16 protein-coding genes are annotated in these 17,282 nt (G+C 53.3%); 14 read left to right on the top strand and 2 right to left on the bottom strand.

All coding sequences use genetic code 11. The features are described 5' to 3' along the window. Positions 1–13: 13 nt before the first annotated feature. The 3 genes from ACLJQD_RS21600 (at position 14) to rep (ending at position 3,609) form a co-directional block, all read left to right on the top strand. The gene (locus ACLJQD_RS21600) at positions 14–757 is read left to right on the top strand and encodes a nucleoside phosphorylase (protein ID WP_001182428.1); all 744 of its coding nucleotides are present in this window, start codon (positions 14–16) and stop codon (positions 755–757) included. Further along, positions 757–1,485: a nicotinamide riboside transporter PnuC gene (gene pnuC, locus ACLJQD_RS21595; protein ID WP_017442088.1), complete on the top strand. Its 729-nt coding sequence runs from the start codon at positions 757–759 to the stop codon at positions 1,483–1,485. The genes ACLJQD_RS21600 and pnuC overlap by 1 nt, the downstream gene beginning before the upstream one ends. Positions 1,486–1,584: 99 nt before the next feature. After that, entirely contained in the window at positions 1,585–3,609 is a 2,025-nt protein-coding gene (gene rep / locus ACLJQD_RS21590; protein WP_001238842.1) for a DNA helicase Rep, read from the top strand. A 39-nt stretch (positions 3,610–3,648) separates the two neighbouring features. Here rep and gppA read toward each other — a convergent pair whose 3' ends face one another. Both gppA and rhlB read right to left on the bottom strand, forming a co-directional pair. Beyond that, on the bottom strand, positions 3,649–5,130 hold the full coding sequence (gppA, locus tag ACLJQD_RS21585) for a guanosine-5'-triphosphate,3'-diphosphate diphosphatase (RefSeq protein WP_017442086.1): 1,482 nt from the start codon (positions 5,128–5,130) through the stop codon (positions 3,649–3,651). Between the two features lie 118 nt (positions 5,131–5,248). Continuing rightward, on the bottom strand, positions 5,249–6,514 hold the full coding sequence (gene rhlB / locus ACLJQD_RS21580) for an ATP-dependent RNA helicase RhlB (protein ID WP_000047525.1): 1,266 nt from the start codon (positions 6,512–6,514) through the stop codon (positions 5,249–5,251). 143 nt (positions 6,515–6,657) lie between these two features. Here rhlB and trxA point away from each other — a divergent pair, with 143 nt between their 5' ends. From trxA to rffA, 11 genes are all read left to right on the top strand, one after another. After that, complete coding sequence (trxA, locus tag ACLJQD_RS21575; RefSeq protein ID WP_001280776.1) at positions 6,658–6,987, top strand: thioredoxin TrxA; 330 nt, start codon at positions 6,658–6,660, stop codon at positions 6,985–6,987. A 247-nt stretch (positions 6,988–7,234) separates the two neighbouring features. Next, positions 7,235–7,318: a rho operon leader peptide gene (locus tag ACLJQD_RS21570; protein WP_134820045.1), complete on the top strand. Its 84-nt coding sequence runs from the start codon at positions 7,235–7,237 to the stop codon at positions 7,316–7,318. Between the two features lie 87 nt (positions 7,319–7,405). Then, a complete protein-coding gene (rho, locus tag ACLJQD_RS21565) occupies positions 7,406–8,665 on the top strand; it encodes a transcription termination factor Rho (RefSeq protein ID WP_001054532.1) in 1,260 nt (419 codons plus the stop codon). A gap of 239 nt (positions 8,666–8,904) precedes the next feature. After that, positions 8,905–10,008, top strand: coding sequence for a UDP-N-acetylglucosamine--undecaprenyl-phosphate N-acetylglucosaminephosphotransferase (gene wecA / locus ACLJQD_RS21560; protein WP_017442084.1), 1,104 nt, complete (start codon positions 8,905–8,907; stop codon positions 10,006–10,008). An 11-nt stretch (positions 10,009–10,019) separates the two neighbouring features. After that, the gene (wzzE, locus tag ACLJQD_RS21555; RefSeq protein WP_000193420.1) at positions 10,020–11,066 is read left to right on the top strand and encodes an ECA polysaccharide chain length modulation protein; all 1,047 of its coding nucleotides are present in this window, start codon (positions 10,020–10,022) and stop codon (positions 11,064–11,066) included. Positions 11,067–11,121: 55 nt separating this feature from the next. Further along, on the top strand, positions 11,122–12,252 hold the full coding sequence (gene wecB / locus ACLJQD_RS21550) for a non-hydrolyzing UDP-N-acetylglucosamine 2-epimerase (protein ID WP_000866685.1): 1,131 nt from the start codon (positions 11,122–11,124) through the stop codon (positions 12,250–12,252). Beyond that, the gene (gene wecC, locus ACLJQD_RS21545; RefSeq protein WP_000011236.1) at positions 12,249–13,511 is read left to right on the top strand and encodes a UDP-N-acetyl-D-mannosamine dehydrogenase; all 1,263 of its coding nucleotides are present in this window, start codon (positions 12,249–12,251) and stop codon (positions 13,509–13,511) included. Before wecB ends, wecC begins: the two co-directional genes overlap by 4 nt. After that, positions 13,511–14,578: a dTDP-glucose 4,6-dehydratase gene (gene rffG / locus ACLJQD_RS21540; protein WP_017442083.1), complete on the top strand. Its 1,068-nt coding sequence runs from the start codon at positions 13,511–13,513 to the stop codon at positions 14,576–14,578. The genes wecC and rffG overlap by 1 nt, the downstream gene beginning before the upstream one ends. Positions 14,579–14,610: 32 nt before the next feature. After that, complete coding sequence (gene rfbA, locus ACLJQD_RS21535; protein ID WP_000676077.1) at positions 14,611–15,492, top strand: glucose-1-phosphate thymidylyltransferase RfbA; 882 nt, start codon at positions 14,611–14,613, stop codon at positions 15,490–15,492. After that, the gene (rffC, locus tag ACLJQD_RS21530) at positions 15,470–16,147 is read left to right on the top strand and encodes a dTDP-4-amino-4,6-dideoxy-D-galactose acyltransferase (RefSeq protein WP_017442082.1); all 678 of its coding nucleotides are present in this window, start codon (positions 15,470–15,472) and stop codon (positions 16,145–16,147) included. The genes rfbA and rffC overlap by 23 nt, the downstream gene beginning before the upstream one ends. 4 nt (positions 16,148–16,151) lie before the next feature. Continuing rightward, positions 16,152–17,282, top strand: coding sequence for a dTDP-4-amino-4,6-dideoxygalactose transaminase (gene rffA, locus ACLJQD_RS21525; protein WP_001749238.1), 1,131 nt, complete (start codon positions 16,152–16,154; stop codon positions 17,280–17,282).

The raw sequence follows: 17,282 nt of genomic DNA, 5'->3' as shown, positions 1-17,282 counted from the left end.
AAGGAGACGGGAGATGCAACCCCATATTCGGCTTAACACAAGCATGACCCGCGCGAAATATGCGCTTTTGCCCGGCGATCCCGGGCGGGTGGATAGAATCGCCCGTTTTCTTGATAAGGCTGAGATTCTGGGGCAAAACCGGGAGTTTCGCGCGGCGCGCGGCTGGTACCAGGGGGTTGAAATAGTCGTGCTTTCCACGGGAATCGGCGGACCGTCAACCGCTATCGCCATTGAGGAGTTACGCCAGGTTGGCGTCAACACGCTAATCCGTATCGGTAGTTGCGGTGCGTTGCAGGACTCGCTGGCGTTGGGCGATGTGATCATCGCCCACGGCGCGGTGGCTGACGACGGCGCCAGCAAAACCTATGCGCCCGCCAGTTATCCGGCCTGTGCGGACCCGTATCTTACCGCCACGCTGATACAGCAGGCGAAACAGATGAACATCTCTGCCGTTTGCGGGCTGGTGCGCAGCCATGACAGTTTTTATACCGATCGCGAAGCTGAACTGGATGCCGAATGGTCGGCCAGGGGAGTTCTCGGCGCGGATATGGAAACCGCTGCGCTGATGGTGGTGGGGGCGTTACGAGGGCTGCGTACCGCGTCGTTGCTAAACGTGGTCGTCGCGCATAGTGGTTGTCTGGAGAGCAGCATTAACCATTATGTTCAGCAGGAAACCTTGTGCCAGCAAGGTGAAGAGCGCCAAATTTCTCTGGCGCTTCAGGCCATTTATTTCGATAGTTTGCAAGGAGAGCAATGATGGACTTTTTCAGCATTAACAATGTAATGGTCAACATTCCTCTCGGCGAGGGTGGGTATGCGCTGTCGTGGATTGAGGCTATCGGCACCGTCTTTGGCTTATTGTGCATCTGGTGCGCCAGCCGGGAAAAAATCGTTAATTACCTGTTTGGTTTGATTAACGTCACTCTGTTTGCCGCCATCTTTTTTCAGATTCAACTGTATGCCAGCTTGCTACTTCAGGTGTTTTTCTTTGCGGCGAATATTTACGGCTGGTACGCATGGAGCCGGCAGAATGACGCCCGGGAAGCCGCTCTGAAAGTACGCTGGCTTTCTCGTCAACAAACATGGAGGTTGGGGGGCGTATGTATTATCGCCATTCTGCTGATGACGTGGTTTATCGATCCGGTCTTCGCTATGTTGACCCGCGTTATGCTCGCTCTGCTGCAAACGGTAGGTATGCAGGTGGCGATGCCTGAACTCCAGCCGGATGCGTTCCCGTTCTGGGATTCCACCATGCTGGTGTTGTCGATTGCGGCGATGGTGCTGATGACCCGCAAGTACGTGGAAAACTGGCTGCTGTGGGTGATTATTGATGTAATTAGCGTCGTGATCTATGCAGTACAGGGCGTTTATGCGATGTCGCTTGAGTATGTTCTGCTGACGGCGATCGCGCTAATGGGTTCTTTCAGTTGGATCAAGAGCGCACAGCGTAATGGCTATACGCCGCTTGCCGCCAGAGCCTGCTGATTGACCTTTTCCAGGCTGCCTGAAAAAGCAGCCTGGTCTTCTCTGGGCCTCGCTTTCTGCTACAATCCCTCCCCCGTTCGAAGATTGAGCACTATTCCCATGCGTTTAAATCCCGGCCAACAACACGCTGTCGAATTCGTCACCGGACCCTGCCTGGTGCTGGCAGGAGCGGGTTCTGGTAAAACTCGCGTAATTACCAATAAAATCGCCCACCTGATCCGCGGATGCGGCTATCAGGCCCGGCATATTGCGGCGGTGACGTTTACCAACAAGGCAGCGCGTGAGATGAAAGAACGCGTCGGGCAGACGCTCGGCCGTAAGGAAGCGCGCGGTTTGATGATCTCCACCTTTCATACGCTAGGGCTGGATATTATTAAGCGCGAGTACGCTGCGCTGGGGATGAAATCGAACTTTTCATTGTTTGACGATACCGACCAGGTCGCCTTGCTCAAAGAGCTGACCGAAGGCCTGATCGAAGACGACAAGGTTCTGTTGCAACAGCTGATCTCCACGATCTCCAACTGGAAAAACGATCTCAAAACGCCTGCACAGGCAGCGGCGGGGGCGAAAGGTGAACGCGATCGTATTTTTGCCCACTGCTACGGGCTTTACGACGCCCATATGAAGGCATGCAACGTTCTCGATTTTGATGATTTGATTTTGCTGCCGACGCTGCTGCTGCAACGCAATGACGAGGTGCGCGAGCGCTGGCAGAATAAAATTCGTTATCTACTGGTGGATGAATATCAGGATACTAACACCAGCCAGTATGAGTTGGTTAAGCTGCTGGTCGGGCAACGCGCGCGCTTTACGGTCGTGGGCGATGACGATCAGTCTATCTACTCCTGGCGCGGGGCGCGTCCGCAAAACCTGGTGTTACTGAGCCAGGACTTTCCGGCGCTGCAGGTGATTAAACTGGAGCAAAACTATCGTTCTTCGGGCCGCATCCTGAAAGCGGCGAATATTCTCATCGCCAACAATCCGCACGTCTTTGAAAAGCGCCTCTTTTCCGAGCTCGGTTACGGCGCGGAACTCAAAGTGTTAAGCGCAAACAATGAAGAGCATGAAGCTGAGCGCGTTACCGGCGAACTGATTGCCCATCACTTTGTGAACAAGACCCAGTACAAGGATTACGCCATTCTGTATCGCGGGAATCATCAGTCGCGGGTATTTGAAAAATTCCTCATGCAGAACCGCATTCCGTACAAAATTTCCGGCGGCACCTCATTTTTCTCCCGTCCGGAGATTAAAGACTTGCTGGCCTATCTGCGGGTGTTGACCAACCCGGATGATGACAGCGCTTTCCTGCGCATCGTGAATACGCCAAAACGCGAAATCGGTCCGGCTACTCTGCAAAAGCTGGGTGAATGGGCAATGACGCGTAATAAAAGCCTGTTTACCGCCAGCTTTGATATGGGGCTTAGCCAGAAGCTGACCGGACGTGGTTACGATTCATTGACGCGTTTTACCCACTGGCTGGGGGAAATCCAGCGTCTGGCCGAACGTGAGCCTGTCGCCGCCGTGCGCGATCTCATCCACGGTATTGACTATGAATCCTGGTTGTACGAAACCTCGCCGAGCCCCAAAGCGGCGGAAATGCGTATGAAAAACGTTAATCAGCTCTTTAGCTGGATGACTGAGATGCTGGAAGGCAACGAACTCGATGAGCCGATGACGCTGACCCAGGTGGTTACACGCTTTACGCTGCGCGATATGATGGAGCGCGGCGAGAGCGAAGAAGAGCTGGATCAGGTACAGTTGATGACGCTTCATGCATCGAAAGGACTGGAATTCCCGTATGTCTATATGGTGGGAATGGAAGAAGGATTTTTGCCGCATCAAAGCAGCATTGACGAAGATAATATTGAGGAAGAGCGTCGGCTGGCCTATGTCGGGATCACTCGCGCGCAGAAAGAGCTTACCTTTACATTATGTAAAGAGCGCCGTCAGTATGGGGAACTGGTGCGCCCGGAACCCAGCCGCTTCCTGTTAGAACTACCGCAGGATGATTTAATCTGGGAGCAGGAGCGCAAAGTGGTAAGCGCTGAGGAGCGAATGCAAAAAGGGCAAAGTCACCTGGCTAATCTGAAAGCCATGATGGCGGCAAAGCGAGCGAAATCGTAGGCCGGATAAGCGAAGCGTCATCCGGCAATCAGACTACGGTTAGCGAACGTCCAGCGGCCAGTGTACATAGCTTTGCCACTGGCTTTCCTGATCAATCAACTCTTTACCCAGCGGGTGATGTGCCAGCCAGTCGCCAGGCAAGGTTAACGTCAGATTTTCATTTAGCGCCTGTAGCGTAATTTCTGGTACCAGATCGTCACGACGGCGACCGGCAAAGAGAATCGCCAGTCGCAGCAAACGGCATAGCTGTTCCGCAACACGGGGCGGTACCGCGTTTTGCTGATGAAGCGAAGAGAGATCGACCGGATTGGTCTGATTCAGTAAGAGGGTGGCGAGCAACTTTTTCTGCGCGGGCGTATAGCCAGGCAGATCCAAATGGCGTACTAAATAGGCGGCATGATAGGGCGCCTGTTTAAAATCAAGGCTCAGACCGATCTCATGCAATTGGCAAGCGCTAAGCAACAGTTCACGACTGATAGGCTCAATATGCCAGGCATTTTCTACCTGTTTGAGGAAGTTATCTGCCAGCTTCGCCACGCGATTTGCCTGCTCGGTATCGACGATAAACCGACGCTGAATGTTCCGCAGCGTGCGGCTGCGGATATCCTGATCTACCGCCAGATGCAACATCCCATACACCAGCCCTTCGCGTAACGCGCCGCCTGCCAGCGTCATGCTCTGGATGTTCAGCTCGGTAAATATCGCGATCAGAATAGCCAGCCCGCTTGGGAAAACCAGCGCGCGCTCCAGCGTCAGGCCTTCGATTTCCAGCTCTTCCAGACGTCCGCACTGTATCGCGCGTTGTTTTAGCTGCTGCAGTTTGGCGAGCGTAATGCGCTCGTCCATCCCCTGCGCCATCATGATTTCCTGCAATGCCTGTACGGTGCCGGAGGCACCCACGCAGACCTTCCAGCCATGAAAACGCAGTTCATCGGCGACCGGACGCAACACATCGCGCGCGGCTTTCTCCGCGTCATCAAAATTTTCTTGCGCCAGATTACGATCGCTAAAATAGCGTTCAAGCCACGTTACGCAGCCCATCGACAGGCTAAACAGCGACGTGGTTTGCGCGCCAGTGCCGGTAACCAGTTCAGTGCTGGCGCCGCCGATATCCACCACCAGTCGCTGATCTGCGCCGCCGGTGGTATGAGCGACCCCCTGATAAATCAGCCGCGCCTCTTCTTCGCCGCTGATAACCTGCACCGGACAACCAAGGATAGTCTGCGCTTTCGCGATAAATTCACCTGCATTGACGGCGAGACGCAATGTTGCGGTGGCAACCACGCGGATTTGTGGCTGCGGGATATCCTGCAAACGTTCAGCAAACAGACGCAGGCATTGCCAGCCGCGTTCCATTGCTTCGGCTGAAAGGTGGTTGTCGTTGTTCAGACCCGCGGCCAGACGCACCTTGCGTTTTATTCGGGTCAGCGTCTGGATGCTTCCCGCCGCCTCGCGCACGACCAGCATATGAAAACTATTGGAACCGAGATCAATGGCGGCATACAACGAGGTGGAATTCATACACTTCATCCTTCAACCTGTATCCGTGTTGGCTGCGTACTCTTCCTAAGCTCATCGGGATTTGTTTTCTTGCCGCCTTGATACAGGCTAAATGATTTTGTGTATGGCATAACTTTTCTTAACCTGAACGACGACGATTACGCGGAGCGCCAGCGCGGCGCGGACCATTGCCAGGACGCGAACGCGTCAGACGCAACGGCTTGGGCAGATCGTTCATGAGCGCTTCCGGATTGTATTTGCTGACCGGAATCGAGTGGCCGATATAGCTCTCAATGGCGGGCAGATTCAGCGCATACTCTTCGCAAGCCAGGCTGATGGAATGCCCGCTGGCGCCAGCGCGACCGGTACGACCGATACGGTGAACATAGTCTTCACAATCGTCTGGCAGATCGTAGTTAAAGACATGCGTTACGGCGGGGATATGCAACCCGCGCGCCGCGACATCGGTCGCCACAAGAATATCCAGATCGCCGCGGGTGAACTCATCCAGAATCCGCAGGCGCTTTTTCTGCGCGACGTCGCCGGTCAGCAGACCAACACGATGGCCATCTGCCGCCAGATGTCCCCAGATATCTTCGCAACGATGCTTGGTGTTGGCGAAAATAATGGCGCGATCCGGCCACTCTTCTTCGATCAGCGTTTGCAGTAAACGCATTTTCTCTTCATTAGAGGGGTAGAAAAGCTCTTCTTTAATGCGGTGGCCGGTCTTTTGCTCCGGTTCCACTTCAACATATTCGGCGTTGTTCATCTGTTCAAACGCCAGCTCGCGAACCCGATAAGACAGGGTGGCGGAGAACAACATGTTCAGACGCTGCGCAGCCGGCGGCATACGACGGAACAGCCAGCGGATATCTTTAATAAAGCCCAAATCGTACATGCGATCGGCTTCATCGAGTACGACAACCTGAATGGCGCCGAGGTTAATGTGATTTTGTTTGGCGTAGTCGATCAGTCGGCCCGTCGTACCAATAAGAATATCAACGCCGCTTTCCAGCACTTTAAGCTGCTTGTCGTAACCATCGCCGCCGTAAGCCAGGCCTAATTTTAAGCCTGTCGCTTGCGCCAACGGCTCCGCGTCTGCGTGAATTTGTACGGCTAATTCACGCGTCGGCGCCATGATCAGCGCGCGCGGCTGGTTCACCTTGCGATCGTCGATCGCGGGATGAGAAAGTAAATAATGAAACGTTGACGTCAGAAACGCCATCGTTTTCCCGGTACCGGTTTGCGCCTGCCCTGCAACGTCACGACCCGCCAGCGTTAGCGGAAGGGCCAGTGCCTGAATGGGCGTACAATTATAAAACCCTTTTTTTTCAAGGGCTTCAACCACCTGTGGGTGCAGGGCGAAGTCGGAAAACTTCTGTTCTGTTAAATGTGTTTTGCTCATAGTGTGGTAGAATATCAGCTTACTATTGCTTTACGAAAGCGTATCCGGTGAAATAAAGTCAACCTTTGTTGGCGAAGTTAACATCAGCACCTCGTTGGTTAATGCTACACCAACACGCCAGGCTTATTCCTGTGGAGTTATATATGAGCGATAAAATTATTCACCTGACTGACGACAGTTTTGACACGGATGTACTCAAAGCGGACGGGGCTATCCTCGTTGATTTCTGGGCAGAGTGGTGCGGGCCGTGTAAAATGATCGCTCCGATTCTGGATGAAATCGCTGACGAATATCAGGGCAAATTGACCGTTGCCAAACTGAACATTGACCAGAACCCAGGTACTGCGCCTAAATATGGCATCCGCGGTATTCCGACTCTGCTGCTGTTTAAAAACGGCGAAGTGGCGGCAACCAAAGTAGGCGCACTGTCTAAAGGTCAGTTGAAAGAGTTTCTCGACGCCAATCTGGCGTAATACCTTTTATACGTCGAATGACAAAGGCGCTGTATAGTCAGGCGTCTGTCATTCGACGAATGATTAAGGTATCAGGCAGTTTCGTGGCGTCTGTTGTCCTTACGTTATTCTTAAATTGTCAGGATCTCTGGACGCCCGGTCTGAGTCGTGCTAAGTTAGTATTGACTTCGAATTAAACATACCTTATTAAGTTTGAATCTGGTTTTATCCGTCACTTCCCGTTTTTTCTCGCACGAGAAGTGGAAAGATTCCTGGCTCTTCGCTCATTCCGTCTTGTCGTTTCAGTTCTGCGTACTTTCCTGTGACCAGACAGCGAACAGACATGAGTTGATAGCCGTAAACAGGCATGGATGACCCTGCCATACCATTCACAACATTAAGTTCGAGATTTACCCCAAGTTTAAGAACTCACACCATTATGAATCTTACCGAATTAAAGAATACGCCGGTTTCTGAGCTGATCACTCTCGGCGAAAGTATGGGGCTGGAAAATCTGGCCCGTATGCGCAAGCAGGACATTATTTTTGCCATCCTGAAGCAGCACGCAAAGAGTGGCGAAGATATCTTTGGCGACGGTGTGCTGGAGATATTGCAGGATGGATTTGGTTTCCTCCGTTCTGCAGACAGCTCCTACCTCGCCGGTCCTGATGATATCTACGTTTCCCCCAGCCAAATCCGCCGTTTCAACCTCCGCACTGGTGATACCATTTCTGGTAAGATTCGCCCGCCGAAAGAAGGTGAACGCTATTTTGCGCTGTTGAAAGTTAACGAAGTTAACTACGACAAACCGGAAAACGCCCGTAACAAAATCCTCTTTGAGAACTTAACCCCGCTGCACGCAAACTCTCGTCTGCGTATGGAGCGTGGTAACGGTTCTACCGAAGACTTAACGGCGCGCGTTTTGGATCTGGCTTCGCCGATCGGTCGCGGCCAGCGCGGTCTGATTGTCGCGCCGCCGAAGGCGGGTAAAACCATGCTGCTGCAGAACATCGCGCAGAGCATCGCGTATAACCACCCGGACTGCGTGCTGATGGTGCTGCTGATTGACGAACGTCCGGAAGAAGTAACCGAGATGCAGCGTCTGGTGAAAGGCGAAGTGGTTGCGTCTACCTTTGACGAACCGGCATCCCGCCACGTTCAGGTTGCCGAAATGGTTATCGAGAAGGCGAAACGTCTGGTTGAACACAAGAAAGACGTTATCATCCTGCTCGACTCCATCACCCGTCTGGCGCGTGCCTACAACACCGTGGTGCCGGCTTCCGGTAAAGTATTGACCGGTGGTGTGGACGCTAACGCCCTGCATCGTCCGAAGCGTTTCTTCGGCGCGGCGCGTAACGTGGAAGAGGGCGGTAGCCTGACTATCATCGCGACGGCGCTGATCGATACCGGTTCCAAGATGGACGAAGTTATCTACGAAGAGTTTAAAGGCACCGGTAACATGGAGCTGCACCTCTCGCGTAAGATCGCTGAAAAACGTGTCTTCCCGGCTATCGACTACAACCGTTCCGGTACCCGTAAAGAAGAGCTGCTCACCACTCAGGAAGAGCTGCAGAAAATGTGGATCCTGCGTAAAATCATCCATCCGATGGGTGAAATTGACGCGATGGAATTCCTCATTAACAAACTGGCGATGACCAAAACTAATGACGACTTTTTCGAGATGATGAAGCGCTCATAACCTGGTCTTTACCTGAAAACGCCACGTTTTTACGTGGCGTTTTTGTTTTATATCTGTAATCTTAACGACACATTTACAAAATGATGATAAACCGGGTCGGGGCTTCGCCATCCATTCGTTATCGGTATCGTGTGGTTGATATTTAAACAATTCTGCCTGATTCAGAGCAGGGTTTCCCTTCTGAATAAAGGTCTTCATGGTTATACTTCTGGTACTAATTTTATCTGAGAGCACGCATTGTGAATTTACTGACCGTGAGTACTGATCTCATCAGTATTTTTTTATTCACGACACTGTTCCTGTTTTTTGCGCGTAAAGTCGCAAAAAAAATCGGTTTAGTGGATAAACCCAACTTTCGTAAACGCCACCAGGGGCTGATACCGTTGGTTGGAGGGATTTCGGTTTACGCAGGGATTTGCTTCACATTCGGAATCGTTGACTACTATATTCCTCATGCGTCGCTTTATCTTTCTTGTGCGGGCGTACTGGTTCTTATCGGTGCGCTGGACGACCGTTTTGATATCAGCGTGAAGATCCGTGCGACCATACAGGCCGCGATCGGTATCATTATGATGGTATTCGGTAAGCTCTATCTTAGCAGCCTCGGCTATATCTTTGGCTCCTGGGAGATGGTGCTCGGTCCCTTCGGCTATTTCCTTACTCTGTTTGCCGTATGGGCGGCGATCAACGCTTTCAATATGGTGGACGGTATTGACGGCCTGTTGGGCGGGCTATCCAGCGTCTCATTCGCGGCGATGGGGCTGATTTTATGGTTTGACGGTCAAACCAGCCTGGCAATATGGTGCTTCGCCATGATTGCCGCGATTCTGCCTTACATTATGCTTAATCTCGGTATTTTGGGGCGGCGTTATAAAGTCTTTATGGGCGATGCCGGTAGTACTCTGATTGGTTTTACCGTTATCTGGATCTTACTGGAAACGACGCAGGGGAAAACTCACCCTATCAGTCCGGTTACCGCGCTATGGATTATCGCTATCCCGCTGATGGATATGGTGGCGATTATGTATCGCCGTCTGCGTAAAGGAATGAGTCCCTTCTCACCTGATCGTCAGCACATTCACCATCTTATCATGCGCGCCGGATTTACCTCTCGTCAGGCGTTTGTACTGATTACGCTTGCCGCCGCCATTCTGGCTGGAGTCGGCGTAGCGGCAGAATATTCTCATTTTGTTCCTGAATGGGTTATGTTGGTGCTCTTTTTGCTAGCATTCTTCCTCTATGGCTACTGCATTAAGCGGGCCTGGAAGGTGGCGAGATTTATTAAGCGTGTGAAGCGTCGCCTGCGCAGGCACCGTAAGAACCGGCCAAACTTAACCAAGTAAATGAGGATACGATGACACAACCATTACCGGGGGCACGCGCGGTGAGCGCTGAAAATGAACTGGATATTCGCGGGTTGTTTCGTACTTTATGGGCTGGCAAATACTGGATTATCGGCATTGGCCTGCTATTTGCCCTTATCGCGTTAGCCTATACCTTTTTTGCTCGTCAGGAGTGGAGTGCGACGGCGATCACCGATCGCCCAACCGTAAATATGTTGGGCGGTTATTACTCCCAGCAGCAGTTTCTGCGCAACCTGGATATTAAGACCGATCCCTCTTCTTCCGATAAGCCCTCGGTGATGGATGAAGCGTATAAAGAGTTCATCATGCAACTTGCCTCCTGGGATACGCGTCGCGATTTCTGGTTACAGACGGACTATTACAAGCAGCGAATGGTCGGGAATAGCAAAGCTGATGCGGCGATGCTTGATGAACTGATCAATAACATACAGTTTACGCCCGGCGATTTTACACGCGCCATCAACGACAATGTGAAGCTGATTGCTGAAACTGCGCCGGACGCCAATAATCTGCTGCGTCAGTATGTCGCATTTGCCAGCCAGCGGGCGGCGAGCCATCTGAATGATGAATTAAAAGGTGCCTGGGCTGCGCGTACCGTGCAGATGAAAGCCCAGGTCAAACGGCAGGAAGAGGTTGCGAAAGCGATCTATTCGCGTCGTGTAAACAGTATTGAGCAGGCGCTCAAAATTGCGGAACAACATAATATTTCTCGTAGCGCGACGGATGTCCCGGCAGATGAATTACCGGACTCAGAGCTTTTTTTACTCGGTCGCCCTATGTTGCAGGCGCGTCTTGAAAATCTGCAAGCGGTTGGCCCTGCGTTCGATTTGGACTACTTTCAAAATCGGGCAATGTTGAATACGCTTAATGTGGGGCCGACCCTGGACCCTCGTTTTCAGACCTATCGTTATTTGCGTACGCCGGAAGAACCGGTAAAACGTGATAGCCCACGCCGAGCCTTCCTGATGATTATGTGGGGTATCGTTGGGGCGCTAATCGGTGCGGGCGTTGCCTTAACACGTCGCCGCACGATTTAGCAACACCTCTGCAGTAGGGGGCTGGGCCCCTACTGTCTATTCGAAGAGAATCGATGTGAAAGTACTGACTGTATTTGGTACACGACCGGAGGCCATTAAGATGGCGCCTCTGGTCCATGCGCTGGAAAAAGATCCTCATTTCGAGGCCAAAGTATGCGTTACTGCGCAGCATCGGGAGATGCTTGATCAGGTATTAACTCTTTTTTCTATTGTGCCTGATTACGATCTCAACATTATGCAGCCGGGACAGGGGTTGACGGAAATTACCTGCCGAATTCTGGAGGGATTAAAGCCGATCCTGGCAGATTTTAAACCTGATGTGGTGCTGGTTCATGGCGATACCACCACTACGATTGCTACCAGCCTGGCGGCTTTCTATCAACGAATTCCGGTAGGGCACGTAGAAGCCGGGTTGCGAACCGGCGATCTCTATTCCCCCTGGCCGGAAGAGGCAAACCGCACGCTGACCGGACATCTGGCGATGTACCACTTTGCGCCGACGGAAAACTCGCGGCAGAATCTGTTGCGGGAGAACATTCCGGATGAGCGCATTTTTGTCACTGGCAATACCGTTATCGACGCGCTGATCTGGGTACGCGATCGCGTTCTGACGAGCGATACATTACAGGCTGAACTGGCCGAGCAGTATCCCTTCCTCAACGCGAATAAGAAGATGATTTTGGTGACCGGTCATCGGCGTGAAAGCTTTGGTCAGGGCTTTGAGCATATCTGCCAGGCGCTGGCGGAAATCGCCGCCGCGAACCAGAATGTGCAAATTGTCTATCCGGTGCATCTCAATCCCAACGTCAGCGAACCTGTCAACCGTATCCTCGGCCATGTTGAAAACGTGGTACTGATTGAGCCGCAGGACTACTTACCTTTTGTCTGGCTGATGAATCACGCCTGGCTCATTCTGACCGATTCCGGCGGTATTCAGGAAGAAGCGCCGTCATTAGGTAAGCCGGTATTGGTCATGCGTGAAACCACAGAGCGTCCGGAAGCTATTACCGCTGGTACGGTAAGACTGATCGGCACGGATTCCCGGCGCATTGTGGCGGAAGTTATGCGTCTGCTGCACGACGAAAATGAATATCAAACCATGAGCCGCGCCCATAATCCTTATGGTGACGGGCAATCATGCGCGCGCATTTTACAGGCGTTAAAAAGTTATCGGGTATCGTTATGAGTTTTACGACCATTTCTGTTATTGGGCTGGGGTATATCGGATTACCGACTGCAGCCGCTTTTGCTTCCCGCCAGAAGCAGGTTATCGGCGTGGATATCAACCAACATGCGGTAGACACCATAAATCGCGGTGAAATTCACATCGTGGAGCCGGCGTTGGGCAATGTGGTGAAGATGGCGGTGGAGGGCGGCTTTCTGCGTGCGACGACGACACCTGTCGAGGCCGATGCGTACCTGATTGCCGTGCCGACGCCATTCAAAGGCGATCACGACCCTGACATGGCCTATGTGGAAGCCGCGGCGAAATCCATTGCGCCGGTATTAAAAAAAGGGGCACTGGTGATTCTGGAATCAACATCGCCGGTCGGCGCAACGGAGCAAATGGCTGGCTGGCTGGCCGGGATGCGCCCGGATCTGACCTTTCCCCAGCAGGCGGGCGAGCAGGCCGACGTGAATATCGCCTATTGTCCGGAGCGTGTGCTGCCGGGTCAGGTGATGGTGGAACTCATTAAAAATGACCGCGTGATTGGCGGTATGACGCCAGTATGTTCGGCTCGCGCCAGCGCGCTGTACAAAATTTTCCTTGAGGGCGAATGCGTTGTCACCAACTCGCGCACCGCAGAGATGTGCAAGCTGACGGAAAATAGCTTCCGTGATGTGAATATCGCCTTTGCGAATGAATTGTCGCTGATTTGCGCCGAACAGGGGATTAACGTCTGGGAATTGATCCGTCTGGCGAACCGCCATCCGCGCGTCAATATTTTGCAGCCGGGCCCAGGCGTTGGCGGGCACTGCATTGCGGTCGATCCGTGGTTTATTGTGGCGCAAAATCCGCAGCAGGCGAGACTGATTCGTACCGCGCGTGAAGTGAACGACGGCAAACCGCACTGGGTGGTCGATCAGGTAAAAGCCGCGGTCGCAGATTGTCTTGCGGCCACCGATAAACGCGCCAGCGAAGTGAAAATCGCCTGTTTTGGGCTGGCCTTTAAGCCGAATATCGACGATCTGCGCGAAAGCCCGGCGATGGGGATCGCGCAAAGTATCGCCCGCTGGCACAGCGGCGAAACCCTGGTCGTCGAACCGAATATCCGTCAGTTGCCGAAAAAATTGGACGGACTTTGTACGCTGGCGAAACTGGACGCGGCGCTGGCCGCCGCCGATGTGCTGGTGATGCTGGTCGATCACGACGAATTTAAAGCGATTCCCGGCGATGCGGTTCATCAACGTTATGTGGTTGATACCAAAGGAGTCTGGCGCTGATGAAACGCATTCTGGTGACCGGTGGCGCAGGCTTTATTGGATCTGCGGTGGTGCGGCATATCATCCATGAAACGGCAGACGCGGTGGTGGTGGTGGATAAACTCACCTATGCGGGCAACCTGATGTCTCTGGCATCGGTGGCGCAAAGCGACCGTTTCGCCTTTGAGAAGGTGGATATCTGCGATCGGGCATCACTGGATCGAGTTTTCCAGCAGTATCAGCCCGATAGCGTGATGCACCTGGCGGCGGAAAGCCATGTAGACCGTTCCATCGACGGCCCGGCGGCGTTTATTGAAACGAATATCGTTGGTACTTACACCTTGCTGGAAGCCGCTCGCGCTTACTGGTCCGCGCTTGACGCGGACGCTAAAGCGGCGTTCCGCTTCCACCATATCTCCACCGATGAAGTGTATGGCGATCTGCATACTGCAGACGATTTCTTCACCGAAACCACGCCATATGCGCCAAGCAGCCCTTATTCCGCCTCCAAAGCCAGCAGCGACCATCTGGTACGCGCCTGGTTACGTACCTACGGTCTGCCTACGCTTGTCACCAACTGCTCTAATAACTACGGGCCCTACCATTTCCCGGAAAAACTGATCCCGCTGATGATTCTGAACGCGCTGGCGGGTAAACCATTGCCGGTCTATGGCAACGGTCAGCAAATTCGCGACTGGCTGTATGTAGAGGATCATGCCCGTGCGTTGTATCACGTGGTGACGAACGGCGCGGTGGGCGAAACGTATAATATCGGCGGTCATAACGAACGTAAAAATCTGGATGTGGTCAGGACGATCTGCGCTCTGTTGGAGGAACTGGCCCCGCAAAAACCGCAGGGTGTAGCGAATTATCACGATCTGATTACCTTCGTCGACGATCGACCCGGCCATGACTTACGTTATGCCATCGACGCGTCGAAAATCGCCCGCGAGCTGGGCTGGACGCCGCAGGAAACCTTCGAAAGCGGGATGCGAAAAACCGTTCAGTGGTATCTCGCCAATGAGGCCTGGTGGAAACCCGTGCAGGATGGCAGTTATCAGGGCGAACGCTTAGGACTGAAACGCTAAACGACAGGTTCTTACTCCTGGAGGAGAAACGAATGAAAGGCATCATTCTGGCGGGAGGTTCCGGTACCCGGTTGCATCCCATTACGCGCGGCGTATCAAAGCAGCTTCTGCCCGTCTACGACAAACCAATGATTTACTATCCGTTATCGGTGCTAATGCTGGCGGGCATTCGTGAGATCTTGATCATCACCACGCCGGAGGATAAACGCGACTTTCAGCGTTTGTTGGGCGACGGCGCAGCATTCGGTATCGATTTACATTATGCCGAGCAGCCCAGTCCGGACGGGCTGGCGCAGGCCTTTATCATTGGCGAAACGTTCCTCAACGGTGAACCCTCATGCCTGGTATTGGGTGACAATATCTTTTTTGGTCAGGGTTTTAGCCCCAAACTCCGTCAGGTCGCGGCACGTACCGAAGGCGCCACAGTATTTGGCTATCAGGTCATGGACCCAGAACGCTTTGGCGTCGTGGAGTTTGACGATGATTTTCGCGCGCTCTCGCTGGAAGAAAAGCCGAAACAGCCTAAATCTAACTGGGCGGTCACCGGCCTCTATTTCTATGACAGCAAGGTCGTCGAGTATGCGAAGCGCGTGAAACCGTCCGGGCGTGGCGAGCTGGAGATCACTTCTATCAATCAGATGTATCTGGAGGAAGGTAAGCTGACCGTTGAACTGCTGGGCCGCGGCTTCGCCTGGTTGGATACGGGCACCCACGACAGTCTGATTGAGGCGAGCACTTTTGTGCAGACGGTGGAAAAGCGCCAGGGCTTCAAAATTGCCTGTCTGGAGGAGATTGCCTGGCGCAACGGCTGGCTGGATGATGATGGTTTGAAACGCGCCGCCAGTCAGCTTGAAAAAACCGGCTATGGCCAATATTTACTGGAGTTGCTCCGTGCCCGTCCGCGCCAGTATTGAACCGTTACTCTGGGAAAATACGTTTTTTGGCGTGAATAGCGGCATTGTGCGTATCGATGCCTCAGCGCCCGAATTAACGCCAGAAGCGCTGCAGGCGTGGCAACGCGTGCAGGTAAAAGTGCCGGCTGAAAACATCGCCTGGCTGTCGGCGTTGCAATCGCTGGGATTCTCTTTGGTTGAAGGCGAGGTGGATTTTGCGTTGCCAGTAAAAGGGCATCGCGACCAGCATGGCGCGGAAATTGCAAACCTTAAAGACATTCCTGCTTTGCGTCAGTTGGCCGGAGAGGCGTTTACGCAGAGTCGTTTTCGCGCGCCGTGGTATGCGCCCGACGCCAGCGCCCGTTTTTACGCCCAGTGGATTGAGAATGCGGTACGCGGCACGTTTGATCACCAATGCCTGGTCCTTCGCACGGAGACAGGCGCTATCCGCGGTTACGTCTCGCTGCGGGAATTGAATGATACCGACGCGCGCATCGGTCTGTTGGCCGGACGCGGCGCGGGAGCGGAACTTATGCAGGCGGCGATCTGTTGGGCGCAGAGTCGCGGCAAAGCAACATTGCGGGTGGCGACCCAATTGGGCAACACCGCCGCGCTTAAACGTTACATACAAAGCGGTGCCAACATCGAAAGCACTGCGTACTGGTTATACAGGTGACAACATGATTCCTTTTAATGCGCCGCCGGTGGTGGGAACCGAACTCGAATACATGCAGTCTGCAATGAGCAGCGGCAAACTGTGCGGCGACGGCGGCTTTACGCGTCGTTGCCAGCAGTGGCTGGAGCAACATTTCGGCAGCGTGAAGGTGTTGCTGACGCCTTCCTGTACCGCATCGCTGGAGATGGCGGCTCTGTTGTTGGATATTCAGCCCGGCGATGAAGTGATCATGCCGAGCTTTACGTTTGTCTCCACTGCTAACGCTTTTGTCCTGCGCGGCGCGAAAATTGTGTTTGTCGATATTCGTCCGGATACGATGAATATTGACGAAACGCTGATTGAGGCGGCGATTACTGATAAAACCCGTGCTATCGTGCCGGTACACTACGCTGGCGTCGCTTGTGAAATGGACGTCATCATGGCGCTGGCGGATAAGTATAATCTGTTCGTTGTCGAGGATGCCGCCCAGGGTGTGATGTCCACGTACAAAGGGCGCGCGTTAGGGACGATCGGTCACATCGGCTGTTTTAGCTTCCATGAAACCAAAAATTACACCGCTGGCGGCGAAGGCGGCGCGACGCTGATCAACGATCGTACGCTGATTGAACGCGCGGAGATCATCCGCGAAAAAGGCACCAACCGTAGCCAGTTCTTCCGTGGTCAGGTGGATAAATACACCTGGCGGGATATCGGCTCCAGTTATTTGATGTCCGATCTGCAGGCTGCCTATCTGTGGGCGCAACTGGAGGCCGCCGATCGTATCAATCAACAGCGTCTGTCGCTGTGGCAGACTTACTACGATGCGTTAACGCCGCTGGCGCGCGCCGGGCGTATCGAGCTGCCTTCTATTCCGGAAAACTGCGGGCATAATGCCCATATGTTTTACATCAAACTGCGGGATATCGCCGATCGCAGCGCGCTGATTAATTTCCTGAAAGAGGCGGAAATCATGGCGGTATTCCATTACATTCCGCTGCATGATTGTCCGGCGGGCGATAAATTCGGCGAGTTTATCGGGGACGATGTCTACACCACAAAAGAGAGCGAACGTTTGTTGCGTCTGCCGCTGTTTTATAACCTTGCGCCCGTCGATCAACGAACGGTGATTACTACCTTGCTAAATTATTTCTCCTGA

Source organism: Salmonella sp. SAL04214, from assembly GCF_046550615.1.
Classification (GTDB): Bacteria; Pseudomonadota; Gammaproteobacteria; order Enterobacterales; family Enterobacteriaceae; genus Salmonella; species Salmonella enterica.
This window is presented reverse-complemented; position numbering and strand designations above follow the sequence as displayed.

What these genes read in the sequence shown, in the direction of transcription:
- ACLJQD_RS21600 (WP_001182428.1), top strand. Translation starts at nt 14, where the DNA reads ATGCAACCCCATATTCGGCTTAACACAAGCATGACCCGCGCGAAATAT.
- pnuC (WP_017442088.1), top strand. Translation starts at nt 757, where the DNA reads ATGGACTTTTTCAGCATTAACAATGTAATGGTCAACATTCCTCTCGGC.
- rep (WP_001238842.1), top strand. Translation starts at nt 1,585, where the DNA reads ATGCGTTTAAATCCCGGCCAACAACACGCTGTCGAATTCGTCACCGGA.
- gppA (WP_017442086.1), bottom strand. Translation starts at nt 5,130, where the DNA reads ATGAATTCCACCTCGTTGTATGCCGCCATTGATCTCGGTTCCAATAGT.
- rhlB (WP_000047525.1), bottom strand. Translation starts at nt 6,514, where the DNA reads ATGAGCAAAACACATTTAACAGAACAGAAGTTTTCCGACTTCGCCCTG.
- trxA (WP_001280776.1), top strand. Translation starts at nt 6,658, where the DNA reads ATGAGCGATAAAATTATTCACCTGACTGACGACAGTTTTGACACGGAT.
- rho (WP_001054532.1), top strand. Translation starts at nt 7,406, where the DNA reads ATGAATCTTACCGAATTAAAGAATACGCCGGTTTCTGAGCTGATCACT.
- wzzE (WP_000193420.1), top strand. Translation starts at nt 10,020, where the DNA reads ATGACACAACCATTACCGGGGGCACGCGCGGTGAGCGCTGAAAATGAA.
- wecC (WP_000011236.1), top strand. Translation starts at nt 12,249, where the DNA reads ATGAGTTTTACGACCATTTCTGTTATTGGGCTGGGGTATATCGGATTA.
- rffG (WP_017442083.1), top strand. Translation starts at nt 13,511, where the DNA reads ATGAAACGCATTCTGGTGACCGGTGGCGCAGGCTTTATTGGATCTGCG.
- rfbA (WP_000676077.1), top strand. Translation starts at nt 14,611, where the DNA reads ATGAAAGGCATCATTCTGGCGGGAGGTTCCGGTACCCGGTTGCATCCC.
- rffA (WP_001749238.1), top strand. Translation starts at nt 16,152, where the DNA reads ATGATTCCTTTTAATGCGCCGCCGGTGGTGGGAACCGAACTCGAATAC.